Origin of the sequence: Bacillus sp. 95MFCvi2.1, from assembly GCF_000374965.1 — a bacterium.
Lineage (GTDB): Bacteria > Bacillota > Bacilli > Bacillales > Bacillaceae_G > Bacillus_A > Bacillus_A pseudomycoides.
On record NZ_KB895741.1, the window covers coordinates 1 to 13,496 of the forward strand.

Genomic DNA, 13,496 nt, shown 5'->3' on the forward strand with positions numbered 1-13,496 from the left:
TACTGCATTCCCTTATTGTATGTATGCTATATTTCTATTTTTCTTTTTCCGACATTAGAATTCATTTCCAAATCACTTAAGTTATGACACTAATTACTTGGTTTTTTCCCTTTTCTGGGGGCCCGTCCTACACTTTCGCAGCATAAATGTATAGGACTCAGTGGATTACTTCCAAAATTGATACCATTTCTTTTCATTACTTGCCGCAACTATCTGTTTTACCTCTTGAAGCTCTCGCATAACAGTCATAACGGCTTGATCACGATCAATAACCTGTTGTTTTTCTATAGCACTGGAATAATCTAATAATTTTTGTTGTGATTCCAATAAACTTGTTAGTTTAGTTATTTGTTCATTTTGATTCTGTAGTTGTTTTTGTTGTAACTCCACTGTATCTTTTAATTCTTTCAGTAATACTTTCAAATCATCAGATCCAGGAGTTATAACAGTCATATCTGTATTCTTAACTGTTAATCCTTCCTCTTCTAAAAGAAGTTTACAAGCATCCTCTAGTGTAACTTGCGGCATACTTTTTAATTCTACTAATCTTTGTAACAACCTAACATCATAATCATCAAAAATAACCCGTTCTCGTTCATCTCTTTTAAAGGCATAACAGTTATAACCCTCAATTAATAAGTAGTATTTTTTAACCGTAGAAGGTGATACTTTTAACCTCTTTGCAACTTGGGATACATTTTCATAAATTATAGGAGCCATAAATAGTCATAACCTCCTTTTTAATATCCCAAATTCGTTATAACAGTTATAACTCCTCTATCTTAACACTTTAAATCCAATCTACCCTTTCCATCGCCTAATTCTCTATGCATAATATTCATTGTATCCTATACTTGCTGATAGATAACTTTAAACTCTTGACCAATCACATAGTCCGCGCATTTTCCTGGCTCATGATTTTTCAGCATATAAGCCAAGACTTCCTGTCCTCGCTCATGGGATTCCCCTAATAACTCTTTAATGACGAAACATATAAAACGCTTTGGTGAGTATAGGATTGATTTACAAAACATACCGCAATCAATAGAAAAGAGTATACCTGTATAAAAATTAAATTAATCATTTTATTGGAATTAAATCCAATCTAGGACCCATTTTTACATGTAGCTCAGCTGAACCTCCTTATAAAGTACAGTTTCTTACATAATTTCACGTACTATATTTAATTGAGAAAACAAAACCCAGAAATAGAAGATATTCTAACAAACCCAACCAATATAAAACACCTAGAAATCCAACTACAGCATACCCCTAAAAAACGTAGCACACAGATATAATAGAAATATGTATTGGCAGAGTGGACAAAGTAAAATTAACCGGTATTAAGTACGATTATGTTTGTAGGACTCGTATTCTTTTTCCTATATAATAGCGCCTGTAGACGTTCTGCTGCTTCTGGAACAATTACTTTAATGCAGTGTATATATTTCTCCATTTGTTCCGTTTTACTCTTCATAGCATAGTTAAAAAGCATCGCCAAAGTAGACAGTCCTGTTTGCCTTAGACTTCCTTTTCCGATTACATGGATATATATTTGTTTTGATTTCTTTAACACGCTGTTTAACGTGCTTCTTGGTATTTGTAGCACTTCGCACAATTCCTTTTGAGTAAAGTATACAAATCCTTTTTCTATGTTCTTTTGCACCTTTAAGAAGCCAATGATATCTTGTTCCCATTCGTACCAATGACTACGTACACGATCCTCACGAGCTTTCTTATGTTTATACCAGTACTGTGACGGTGCAACTCCTGAATATGTTGCTTCTCCATCTGCCCAAATTTCTAAAATGTGATTAATAAACTCTTTACTTGCACCTTTATATTTACCTGAGAAGGAACTACGAATAGCCTTTTGAATGCTTGCATTTTTCAAAGGGCTGTTTAAATTCGTATTAAATTCATCTAACAAGTTATAGGCTTCCTCTTCAGTCTTTCCGGATGAATAGCATGCCAAAGCGAGCGTAAATAAAGCATTATCACGCCCAATTACACCTTTTTGACCTTTAATATGTGTGCATGACAGTACCTTTTGCACCCATCCTTCAGTAATTTGTGTTGTACGACTTGGTTTATTTGAAAGTACTTTAAATAAACTCCTGCGGTGGCCAATGTCTTGATCTTTAGACCATTCAATTAAATGAGCTAAATTACATGTACTGTCTGCATCCATCCATACTACATTCTCTTCGTTAGGCATACGGAAGAATCCGAAGTCATTACATGTTAAATCAACACCAGGTAATTGTTCATTTAACGCCCTCCTGATGTTCTCGCTGATTCGCTTCGCACTACGTAATCCACGGAAATCGTTCTTATTTGAAATGAATAATGGATTATCTAGCACGAAATAAGCCTGGTATCCTTTCGGGCTTTCTAGAATGACTGTAGGCATTCCTAATCGGTTGTCCATCGCGGCCAACACAATTTCTCCTGGAGTAACGTCCTTTGTATCGATATCTACAGTGAAGCAATTGATCTGCTTTAGGTTTCGTTCTTCATGCCCTTGAATTACTTTTCTGTTTCTATCAAAATACGTTCCTACTCTAAATACATTCGGAGTCCAGTGCGTTGCTTGTCCAATATGGTCCAGCACTGCTTCTTGAGAAGTTAATACGACTCCTTTTGTTCCATAATCATGAGTGAGATCTTCTTTTGTACGTGTAATAAACACAAATCTGTCGTTCATCTTGATACTAGTATCCTGAGAGTCTAACATGGCAACGCTAGCTCTAGAATTCTTATATTTATATTTTCGTAGCCCATTATGTAAAATCAATTCGATTGCTTGCTGCGCTTTATCCATGTTGAATCTCCTTTCCACTAGATTTTTGACAATAAAAAAAGGTGAGCAGTTATAACACTGCTCACCTTGAAAATTCCCTAAAAAGTATATAAAAACAGAATTTTTCCATATTTAAACGTAATTTTATCGTACTTAAATAAGGGTTTCTATCTTTACAATCCAGCACTAATTAACTATACTAAATACAGATATTTTTATATCTCTAATAACATAGTTCACTAGAACGGGCGGAGAATTTTACAGACTGATGGTGCAGTGTGTAAATGGAATACAAGATGTTGACAGCAAATTGTATTCACCGGGGAGTAAAGTTATTGACGTAACTCTACTCTTTCTGTCAGATTGAGACCTGAGAAATCTCGATTAGACAGCCGTTCTTTTTTATTTGTTTTTGTAAATTATTTATCGAATATGCTTTATCAAATTGAATCATTTTTTGTAGAAAAACTTGTTGTTTCTTACGTTACAGCAAGTTTTTTTGTTTGTAAATAAAGAAATCTCAACTCCAAACTACGTATAAGTAGAAAAGTAGAACTACGAAAAAGTGTAAATTTCTACTTTTCTACCTAGAATCGAAAGTTGGTATACCTTTTCTAACTTTCGCATAAGTAGAAATGTAGAATTTTGCACTCATATTTTTAACGTGATCTTCTTAAAAAATGCAATTAACCCTTAATTACCAGTGTATATCGAAGACATCAAAAAACTACGCATAAGTAGAAATGTAGAATTTTCTACCTGCAAAATCACGACTTATATAAACTACGTATAAGTAGAAAAGTAGAAAAGTATACCGAAAAATCTTACGCTAAAGTATACTTTTCTACTCTTTCGATAAATCCGTTTGAAAAACATAAACTTTTCTACGGTATACTGTTGCGAATATTGTATGTAGATGTTACATTTTACTCAAAGGTATACTTATTCGGAGTTTTATGGAGGAATGTCGAAAATGACTAGACCAGCAACTACATACGTAATCGGTAACTTTAAAGGTGGAGTTGGAAAAACAAAAACAGCTACAATGTTGGCTTATGAAGCAGCTACAGTATTTAATGAGAAATGTCTTTTAGTGGATATGGACCCTCAGGGTAACGCTACAAGAGTCCTTGCTAAAACAGGTGACATTGAACAAATAGACAAGTCTATTACAGATGCATTTCTAAATCAAAATTTAGAGAATGAGATTATTCCAGTAATTGAGAATTTGGACATCGTTCCATCTAATACCTCATTTAGAAAACTATCAAAAATCTTATTTGATATGTTCCCTGAAGATGAACTTGCACAGATTACAAATTTAAAAAAATTACTAGAACCATTAAAAGATAAATATGACCGTATTTACATTGATGTACCACCAACAATCAGTGACTACTCAGATAACGCTATGATAGCAGCCGATTATTGTATCATCGTTCTACAAACACAAGAATTATCTTTAGAAGGCGCTCAAACATACATCGCTTATATGCAATTCTTAGCAGAAACATATGACGCCGATTTACAAGTTTTAGGGATTATCCCAATGATGTTACATCAAGGCAAACGAGTGGATAATAAAGTATTACAACAAGCTCAAGAAATGTATGGTGGAAACGTCCTAGATACAATCGTTAGATATCAAGAACGTCTTAAAGTTTATGATATCGAAGGAATTCATAAAACAATTAACGTTAGTGGAAATGTTGATATGTGGGATGAAAAGGCCCACCAACTATTCATTGATGTTCTTAGCGAACTTAATGAACATGAAAACTATTTTGCTACTATTAATGCTTAAGGAGGAGGCTCATAATGTCTAAAGCACCATTTCAACCTATAGTCACAACACCTGGAGGCAAAAACACTTTAAATGACAAAGGTGTGGAGATAAAAGGAACAAACGATTTTGGCCGTAATAATGAGCCTGTTAAGAAAAAGGTTATGACTCCTATCATTAATAAAGGAAAAATACCTGCACCTGAGAAACCAGATCAACGTTTAGTTCCATCTAAAACAGCTAAAATTTCACCAGCTGTTTTGTTAAAACTAAATACTCTTAAACCATTTATAAAAGAACAAGAAAGTATGGATAAAGCATCGATTAACAGCATTATCGATATGCTTCTTGAAAGCTATGTAAATACTAAGCTAACAACTCGACAGTCTGAAGGATATAAAGGAATGTACAAGCACCTTTATGAGATGTTGGAGAAAAAATAAGACACGGCAAGCCGTTAGAGATATTTATAATCTTTAACGGCTTTTTATATAGAAATATCCCTAATTATTAGTGAAAAGAAAATAAATCCATATCTTCACATGGTTTATATTGGGTTTTTTTACACTTATGACCTAATATGTTATTTAACTGTGCTATACTCTTGGTAACAATATTCCATAGGAGGATGATTATCATTAACATGCTTTTAGGTATTATTGGAGCAATTCTTTTACTCGTTTTTGTTGTCCACCCAGGTGTCCCAGATAAACGTGTCCCTCTAAAAAATAAACTAGCAGTAATCTTTCCATTGATTGTTATAGCCGGTCTAATTTCCTTGTATATATAGCTGCAACAAGCCTTTAACAAGCAACATTAAGATAGGTAGAAAAGTAGAAATGTATGCTTTTCTACCTATGCGTAATTTATAATTTTTCATTCACCAGAACTTCCACCAAGGCTTTTTATTCTCTTTTGCAGCTGCAATTTCTTCACGATATTCCTGCATTAATTTCTTCGCCTCTTGGATCTCGCGTAATGTTTTCATAAGATTTTCGTCTCGTGCTTCTAATCGTTTTTCAACTCGTTCATTATGTTGCTCTATACTTTCTTCAATCTGCTTGTTTCTTTTCTCTGCCTGTTCGCTTAATCTTTTTTCCATTTCTAACATGCTTCGATTCATTTCTTGCGTCATAACGTTATACTGTTGCTGGAGTTGTTGTTGAATGTGGAATGGGATTATATCCGTTTCTTGGGATCCCTCTGTCTTCGCATTTGTATCAACGCTTTCTAATTGTTGAGCACTTAGCTTCGCTGCCTTTTCTAGCGTCATACCGTCATGCTTACTTAACTCAATTAATTTCTCAAGCACCATAACGTCATACTCTGTGTATTCTCTTCTGCCACGCTTATCTTTTTTGACTGTATATCCCTCTCGTTGCAACACTTCCATGTATTTTCTGGTTCTGGTGCAAAGTTTTTTAAAATAAGCTAAGCTTTGGCAAAACAGAGCGAGGGGAGTCACAGATGAGATACGGTTCTGGTGCAAAAACTTTGAAGTATATGAAAATGGCCTATCAAACTTGGACATACTGATAGTACTACTCTATAAAAGGTGCGTGATCAGTATGGAAAAGGAGAATATATTTAAGTAGACACATTATCAACCAGACATCATCTTATTAACTGTACGTTGGTACCTACGGTACAACTTAAGCTTTCATGATTTGGTGGAAATGATGGAAGAACAAGGTTTCTCCCTGGCTCATACAACTATTATGCGATGGGTACATCAATATGGGCCGGAGTTTGATAAACAAATTCGACGTCATCTCAAACAAACAAATAACTCATGGAGAGTGGACAAAACATATATAAAAGTAAAAGGACAATGGAGGTATTTATATCGTACCGTTGATTTTGAAGGAAATACGATTGATTTTTATTTGAGTAAATCTAGAAATCATACGGATGCAAAGCGATTCTTCAAGAAAGCTTTGTGGTCTTTTCATGTCTTAAAACCTCGTATCATCACGGTTGATAAGAACCCTGTTTATCCAATCGCTATCGAACAGTTGAAGAAAGAAAAAAGGATACCAATAGGCACCCAAATCCGAAGGATAAAATATTTAAATAACATAGTGGACAAGATTATCGTTTTATTAAAAAACGTATACGCTCTATGTTGGGATTTAAATCATACAAAACATCAGCCTCTATATTGAGTGGTGTAGAAGCGATGCATATCATTAAAAAGGCCAACTTATTTTACGGGACAAGTCTGTCCAAAATGAAATGAAGTTTATTCATCAACTATTCGGAATGGCTGCATAAGAATAGATTCCATTAGGAATTTATATACCTCTTTCAAATAAATGCAATCTTTGCACCGGAACCACTTTTTGTATTTTAACAATAGACATTGTAATCAATCCTTAATTAATAAATTTCATATTCATCTAATATATCTTTCAGTTCAAACCAATCATCATCTGAAAAAACATTATCGAGTTTGGATAACTTAAATTTCACTTTCTGTGCAAAAATAAAAATGCTATCAGCCAATTTTATTAATTGGTCATCTTCTAACCTATATAGCGTATCTCCATATAAATATTGCCAGACATATTCTGTTACTTCCATATCTTGTTCAGGCGAGTTCTCTATACATTCTATAATATAAACAAAATCTTCTTTTATCTTTTCATACACTTCTTCTAATACTAATTTTTTTGGTATCTTGATTTGATTTTCCGATAATGATTTTATTAATTTTTCCTTCTGTTTTTTACTCAAGCTATCGCTATTAAACTTGGTTTTTAAATCAAGTAATCGGTCATATTCTGTATTCATTATTTTTATGATTTTCTTCTGATTAACTCTAAGGAAATCAATATCATTATCAGTGTAAATTCCGTCTGTATTGATCCTTCTAATTAGGCTATTTATATTCTTGCCAATATAATTTATTTCTTTAGTTAAATCTCTATAAGCTTTCATATCCACTTCAAGTTTGAAATGTGATTTTACTGAATCAATAACAAATGCTGAAACATTTTTATATCCAAAATCTATAGATTTATTTTTAATAAATTCTTTTTCATCTTTAAACAATTGAATTTCCAGTCTTTCCTTTTTTCTATTTTCTCTCAATTTCATTTCTCCTTTCATTAAAAATCGAGCGAAGCGACAACAAATTTATAAGGTATTTACATCGTAAATACCTTATAAAAATTTGTAAAGGTTGTAGGAAACTCCTACCAAGTCAAAACGAACGTTTTGGGGTTTGCCCGGGCAAACCCGTAGCTTGCCCTTTGCTAAAACCTCAATATTTCCTCCTCAAAATCATACCATCTTTTCCAGTTATATGGCATAATATGTTAAACATTTCATAAGGAAGTTGGTATGTAAATGGGGAATGGTATTCCGTAAGGTTATAAACCTAAAGAACGACACAGATATGACATTAGAAAATGCCACAAAGCAAATTGTATTATGGCATCAAGGTGTTGAAGTGTTGCCGTTGGATCGACATGAAGTTGAGCGCTATGAAGAACCGGATTTCAACGGTTCTGGTGCAAAGATAAAATAAAAGAGAATATAGCGCATATATATAGAGCGGAATTGTATTTTATGCTGTTAGCCCAAATAATTGATGGATGAATTCTTTCTAATTTTGGACAGACTGATTGATATTATGGTTCAGTTGCAAAGCTTTTGAAAGTAAGCTAAACTTTTGCAAAACAAAGTGAGGAGAATCATAAATGGGATATTTTAAAGGAAAACAATTCAGGAAAGATATTATTTTGGTAGCCGTCGGCTACTACTGTCGTTTTTCTTTAAGTTATCGAGATGTATCTGAAATTCTGAAAGAACGTGGTGTATCGGTTCATCCCACAACCATCATGCGATGGGTTCATGAATATGGAAATCTCATTTATCAGATTTGGAAAAAGAAAAACAAATCTGCGCAGCTATCTTGGCATCTGGATGAAACCTATATCAAAGTTAAAGGGGAATGGCGTTATCTCTATCGTGCAATTGATACAGATGGACACACACTGGACATTCAACTCCGGAAAAAACGAGATCATCAGGCTGCCTATACCTTTATGAAAAGATTGGTGAAAACGTTCGGAGAACCAACAGTTCTCACAACAGACAAGGCTCCAGCGTTACTTTGCGCGTTTAAAAAATTAAGAGAAAACAACTTTTATAAACACACAACCCATTGTACAATCAAACATTTAAATAATCTTATCGAACAGGACCATAGGCATGTAAAGCGACGCTTTACCAAATCTGCAGGATTTCAAAACCTTCTCCATGCTTCACGTACCTTGAAAGGAATCGAAACGATTCATGCCATATATAAACGAAAACGCAGTTTGCCACCAAACTGCGTCTTTTCAACATACAATGAATTACAAAAACTACTTGCAATTGTATAAAATTCATTTGTAATCACCCCAATTCTTTATCTGTTAAGAAACTTTGCAACAGAACCAGCGAACTTTAACGCTCTCTGTGATACCTTCCTTCATCGTTAAATAAAGAATCTGCAATGATGGAAACGATACCTTTAAACTTCTGGAACGAAAACCAAGTGTCAAACTGAAAACAAGACTGAAAGACCATACGAATTTCGTACCAACCGTAGGGACTATGGGGTAGCCTTCTAAATAACTAGCGGTTACGCTGGTGTTCGTAGGAATCCCACACTTCAAGCTTAGCTAAGTAGGGGTAGTTCAATCATAATCATTAAGTTCACTTTTCTCATTTTAAAGTATTTTTACTTATTAGCTTGATAGCGATGTGGCGGTACGCCGATAAAAAATAAAACAAAAGGTAGAAAAGTATACATTTCTACTTTTCTACCTTTTCGTAGTTTATTGAAAATCATTCACCAGAACTTCCACCAAGGCTTTTTCTTCTCTTTTGCTGCTGCAATTTCCGCATGATATTCCTTCATTAATTGTTTTGTCTCCTGGATCTCTCTTAATGTTTTCATCAGATTCTCATCTCGTTCTTCCAATCGTTGTTCAATTCGTTTATTGGCTTGCTCAACTTGTTCATTTAACCTTTTCTCCATTTCCAACATGCTTTGATTCATTTCTTTCGCCATAACGCTGTATTGTTTCTGCAATTGTTGTTGAATATGAAATGGAATTAAATCCGCTTCCTTGGGCTCTTCTTCTTTGATTATACTTATACTTGGATTGATACTTTCTAATTGTTGCATAATAAGCTTCGCTGCTTTTTCAAGCGTTATACTGTCATGCTTACTAAGTTCAATTAACTTTTCTATCACCATAACGTCATGCTCTGTATATTCTCTCTTACCTTGTTTATTCTTCTTAATAATGTAGGATTCTCGTTGGAGGACTTCCACATACTTTCTTAGTGTGCTGTCGCTCACTTGCAAACGACTATAGACGTCTTTAGCGGTATAAATGATTTTCATATCCGACATAACGCTATAACACCTCCTAAAAGAAAATATTCCATAGCGCCTTATTAATTCCTTCAAGTAAAAAAATCTTAATAATTTGTACTTTCATTTATAGGATGCGAGCATAATCATGATTAGTTCTTGTAAGTTTTTTGAAGAAAATAGGTTTGTTATAATTAATTTAGCAATATAGGGGTACAGCCGAGATACGTGAAAAAATAGGTCATAGGCTTACTTTTATTTCCAACCTGATTTTAAATCGAGTTTTTTATCTATTGTAGCTTTGAAATAAAGTTTGATTAAAGAGGATTCTTCCTTAGCAGATTTATGTTTGGGTTTTTATAAAAAAGTTCAATTATTTTCTACCTATGTTATTCAAGAATCGCGCCTTATTGTTGAAGAAATGACAATTACTATCGAGTATTTCTTAATGATATTTATTGTATTTTATCTTTGGAATGTGCAATATTATCAATTCTCATTCAAATGATAGATTAGTTGCACAACGCCAGAGGAGAACGTTCTTGTATTAACCATTTTTAAATTCAACCTCTGCTTTATATCAATAAACAACGGTTTTCCTTCTCCCAAAATAACAGGGTGAACAGATAATCTAAATTCATCCACAAGCCCTAAGCTGATAAATGTTGTAATTAGACTTGCTCCGCCATATAGCCAAATGTCTTTACCAGACTTTTTCTTTAATTTATTTACTTCTTCAAGAATATTATCATTTATGAATATTGCTTTATTATCAATCCCTTTTTGTGTTCTAGAAAACACATATTTTTCTTTACTGTGAACTAATTCCCAAAGTTCTTTTTCAGCTTTGGTACCTTCAATTCCTGGAGTAAATTGTCCCCATAAATCGTAGCTTTTTCTTCCATATAAAATAGTATCAATTTGATTTAAGAAATCAATAAACCCCATCTCAGAGTCCATGATACACCAATCAACTTCCCCATTTTTCCCTTCAATAAAACCATCTAAAGTAACTGCTAAATCTAAAATTATTCTTCTTTGTCTTACGTTATTGGACATAACTCTTCCTCCCCTTAATCATTTATATATTGTTTCTCCCGCCAAGTTTTTTTAAAATCCACACTATTAGTTTTATAAAAATCCTTCGTATGTCTAATCTTTTATTTTTTAACTTATTATCATACACCCTAATCATACAATTGGAACAAAGTGTTTTCAGTAACTAACTAATGGATGATTAGGGTTAACCCATAATAGACAATGGCAAGCTCTTTATTATAAACAGACGTAACGAAACCTAGTTATAAGTTCAATAGGTTTCGTTTGGAAATAAAAGTAAGCCTATGACTCAAAATTACACGTATCTCGGCTGTACCCCATATATGTAGGGGATCTAGTTCCTGGGGAAAAAATTACTTTCTGAAGACGCCGAAGCAGTCTTTGAAGGCCGAGGGTATCAATTATTAGAAACAAAATATATAAGATCTCAAACGCCTATATGTTCCTTGAAAACAAGATATCATATGAGGTTCGATAGACTAACTCACGCTATCGGTAAAATGATATGTGTCGTCAAGAACAAGACGCTAAAACATTTGGACACAAAACTAGCTGTACGGTATGGTCATAGTACAGTAGCTCACGAACCTATAAGGTCTGTCGTGAGAGTGGTGATGGCACACCGCAATCTTGCACGTCAGCGATACCAGAAATGGACTTCGCCTTTGGTAGCAAGAATCCCAATGGCTTTGCCAGCTTGTCCCTTTAGGGGGGAGTGTCAAATTGTAGCCTTCTATATAAGCGATTCCATCAGTGACTCCTTTTGGAATTTCTGCTGGTTTAGGTGGTTGCTCAGGAACAAAAACCTCAACATCTGCAGTATTATACGTACGTTTCACATCAACACAGAATTGCGTTTCTAATACGTCATGACTAAGTAAATAGTCTAGTGGACCTCATGATTTATACCGTCAAGATGATGCGTTGTAGCGCTATGCGTTCGCAACCCTGTTTCTACACTAACACCACAATCACATAGAATTTTAACAATCCGCTTCAAGTAATCACGTTTTTCGCATAGCGCTACAACGGATTCTCTAGGATAAGATACTGGTTTGATTGAAAAGCTAGGTGCCTCCTACACAATATCGATACCATTCCTCATAATATAGTGTTTAAATTGATCGAAGCGCTAGAGTGCTTTCTTAGAGTCAATACGTTTATACCCTTTTTTATTGAAATAGTAAATCTCTTCAAAATCATGCAATACATAAAATTATCTTTCTGCTCATTATGAAGACACGGAATTTACCTTCTAAGTACAAGGAAAGTACAATCCAAATGTACAATTATCTGTCAAAGTGTTATTTTATTAAAATGTGGTATGTGAAATTTTATTTATAGTCCTCCAAAAAACATTTATACTTTCCTTAGAAACACACTATAATAAACAACCTAGTTTCTCTAGTGACAATGTTGCTGCCCTAGTCCACGAGATATATAAGAAAGGAAAACAGCAACACGTTAATGTTTTTGATTATATTTATTTTAACGTATAAAATCTGCAAAATGACGGCAGCTCCCTATACAAATAAAACAAAAGGGTTCGTCACTTGTTCTTGTAAAAACCCTTTTATAATCAAATTTTTTCAATGATTCATTTTAAAAATAATGTACTCTTCAAAATCAAGAGTTCATACTGCAGAATACAGCTTATTTTACATATCAACTTTGTAATATAGGCGCTCATTAGAAAAATAAAAACATTGCTCATTCTTAGAGCAATGTTTCTCTTAAAATCGACTATGAATCTAATAAAACCTCAATCTTTTCAAGAAACCCGTCATGCAACACTAGTCACTATACATATTCTTTATCAACAAGTGTTGCAATGTATATGTATGCTATATTCCACAAAAAAAGTACAAAATTATTCTTTTTATAAATAAAAAGAACAGTACAAATTGCAACTTAAAGTAATTGGTACTGTTTCTTATTCATGTCTTATTCTTTAGACAATTTATATCTCAATTTTAAGATGCAGGTACTAATTTCCATACAACTTTTTCTGTACTTAAAGTAGCAGTTGTCCAAGTCCTACCCCACTCTACCGTGTGATAACTCAAGTATCTATTATCTTCTGCCTGAATTGTATATCCACCATCCACAGGACGAATAGTCCAATAACTGGCGAATTGTTCGTTATTAATAGAGGGCCATAAATCTTTTGTAAACCAGGTAGAAGCATTATGCGATATAATTTTCACAAACATCTCAATACGATATTTTTTATTTTCCTCAGAATAATGTAATTTTACAGGGTCACCAGGTGCACTGAATTGAAAGTGCTGCATATTCATAATTGAGCTATACCATGGAAAATATAACCCTATATTGGGATTGTCCGCTCGAGCTATATAATAATTTTTACTCGTATCAATCCTATCTCCTACTTCGTTTACTGAATCAGATGATACAGATGCACTTGCTTTCTCTATTGGCAAAAATCCTAAAAACGTAACCAAAACGAGGAAAGA

At 33.8% G+C, this 13,496-nt stretch carries 10 protein-coding genes and 3 pseudogenes; 6 read left to right on the plus strand and 7 right to left on the minus strand.

What is annotated here, in order from left to right:
* Positions 1 to 165 precede the first annotated feature (165 nt).
* Complete coding sequence (locus tag C568_RS0128980) at positions 166 to 720, minus strand: DUF3967 domain-containing protein (RefSeq protein WP_018783571.1); 555 nt, start codon at positions 718 to 720, stop codon at positions 166 to 168.
* A gap of 613 nt (positions 721 to 1,333) precedes the next feature.
* The gene (locus C568_RS0128990) at positions 1,334 to 2,824 is read right to left on the minus strand and encodes a primase C-terminal domain-containing protein (RefSeq protein WP_018783572.1); all 1,491 of its coding nucleotides are present in this window, start codon (positions 2,822 to 2,824) and stop codon (positions 1,334 to 1,336) included.
* A gap of 952 nt (positions 2,825 to 3,776) precedes the next feature.
* Here C568_RS0128990 and C568_RS0128995 point away from each other — a divergent pair.
* The 3 genes from C568_RS0128995 to C568_RS34960 all read left to right on the plus strand — a co-directional run bounded on the left by C568_RS0128995 (position 3,777) and on the right by C568_RS34960 (position 5,376).
* Positions 3,777 to 4,607: a ParA family protein gene (locus C568_RS0128995; RefSeq protein WP_018783573.1), complete on the plus strand. Its 831-nt coding sequence runs from the start codon at positions 3,777 to 3,779 to the stop codon at positions 4,605 to 4,607.
* 14 nt (positions 4,608 to 4,621) lie between these two features.
* Positions 4,622 to 5,029, plus strand: coding sequence for a hypothetical protein (locus C568_RS0129000; protein ID WP_018768040.1), 408 nt, complete (start codon positions 4,622 to 4,624; stop codon positions 5,027 to 5,029).
* Positions 5,030 to 5,214: 185 nt separating this feature from the next.
* The gene (locus tag C568_RS34960) at positions 5,215 to 5,376 is read left to right on the plus strand and encodes a hypothetical protein (protein ID WP_165774937.1); all 162 of its coding nucleotides are present in this window, start codon (positions 5,215 to 5,217) and stop codon (positions 5,374 to 5,376) included.
* Positions 5,377 to 5,466: 90 nt separating this feature from the next.
* On the opposite strand, the pseudogene C568_RS0129010 reads toward C568_RS34960, so the two are convergent.
* A pseudogene (locus C568_RS0129010) lies at positions 5,467 to 5,988 on the minus strand (DUF3967 domain-containing protein); the annotation flags it as partial.
* A gap of 211 nt (positions 5,989 to 6,199) precedes the next feature.
* Here C568_RS0129010 and C568_RS32270 point away from each other — a divergent pair.
* A pseudogene (locus tag C568_RS32270) lies at positions 6,200 to 6,860 on the plus strand (IS6 family transposase).
* 105 nt (positions 6,861 to 6,965) lie between these two features.
* Here the strand turns inward: C568_RS32270 and C568_RS0129020 are convergent.
* Positions 6,966 to 7,685 (minus strand): hypothetical protein, encoded by a 720-nt coding sequence (locus C568_RS0129020; protein ID WP_033794735.1) that lies wholly within the window; start codon positions 7,683 to 7,685, stop codon positions 6,966 to 6,968.
* Between the two features lie 259 nt (positions 7,686 to 7,944).
* Here C568_RS0129020 and C568_RS32275 point away from each other — a divergent pair.
* Positions 7,945 to 8,100: pseudogene (locus C568_RS32275) on the plus strand (DUF3967 domain-containing protein); the annotation flags it as partial.
* Positions 8,101 to 8,290: 190 nt separating this feature from the next.
* On the plus strand, positions 8,291 to 8,977 hold the full coding sequence (locus tag C568_RS0129030) for an IS6 family transposase (protein WP_018783577.1): 687 nt from the start codon (positions 8,291 to 8,293) through the stop codon (positions 8,975 to 8,977).
* A gap of 452 nt (positions 8,978 to 9,429) precedes the next feature.
* On the opposite strand, the gene C568_RS0129040 is transcribed toward C568_RS0129030, so the two are convergent.
* From C568_RS0129040 to C568_RS34965, 3 genes are all read right to left on the minus strand, one after another.
* Positions 9,430 to 9,999, minus strand: coding sequence for a DUF3967 domain-containing protein (locus tag C568_RS0129040; protein WP_018783579.1), 570 nt, complete (start codon positions 9,997 to 9,999; stop codon positions 9,430 to 9,432).
* A gap of 450 nt (positions 10,000 to 10,449) precedes the next feature.
* Entirely contained in the window at positions 10,450 to 11,019 is a 570-nt protein-coding gene (locus C568_RS0129050; RefSeq protein WP_018783580.1) for a dihydrofolate reductase family protein, read from the minus strand.
* A 1,973-nt stretch (positions 11,020 to 12,992) separates the two neighbouring features.
* On the minus strand, positions 12,993 to 13,496 hold a 504-nt coding region (locus tag C568_RS34965; protein ID WP_018783581.1), incomplete at its 5' end, for a hypothetical protein.

Coding starts and splice junctions, on each gene's coding strand:
- C568_RS0128980 (WP_018783571.1), bottom strand. CDS start 720: ATGGCTCCTATAATTTATGAAAATGTATCCCAAGTTGCAAAGAGGTTA.
- C568_RS0128990 (WP_018783572.1), bottom strand. CDS start 2,824: ATGGATAAAGCGCAGCAAGCAATCGAATTGATTTTACATAATGGGCTA.
- C568_RS0128995 (WP_018783573.1), top strand. CDS start 3,777: ATGACTAGACCAGCAACTACATACGTAATCGGTAACTTTAAAGGTGGA.
- C568_RS0129000 (WP_018768040.1), top strand. CDS start 4,622: ATGTCTAAAGCACCATTTCAACCTATAGTCACAACACCTGGAGGCAAA.
- C568_RS34960 (WP_165774937.1), top strand. CDS start 5,215: ATGATTATCATTAACATGCTTTTAGGTATTATTGGAGCAATTCTTTTA.
- C568_RS0129020 (WP_033794735.1), bottom strand. CDS start 7,685: ATGAAATTGAGAGAAAATAGAAAAAAGGAAAGACTGGAAATTCAATTG.
- C568_RS0129030 (WP_018783577.1), top strand. CDS start 8,291: ATGGGATATTTTAAAGGAAAACAATTCAGGAAAGATATTATTTTGGTA.
- C568_RS0129040 (WP_018783579.1), bottom strand. CDS start 9,999: ATGTCGGATATGAAAATCATTTATACCGCTAAAGACGTCTATAGTCGT.
- C568_RS0129050 (WP_018783580.1), bottom strand. CDS start 11,019: ATGTCCAATAACGTAAGACAAAGAAGAATAATTTTAGATTTAGCAGTT.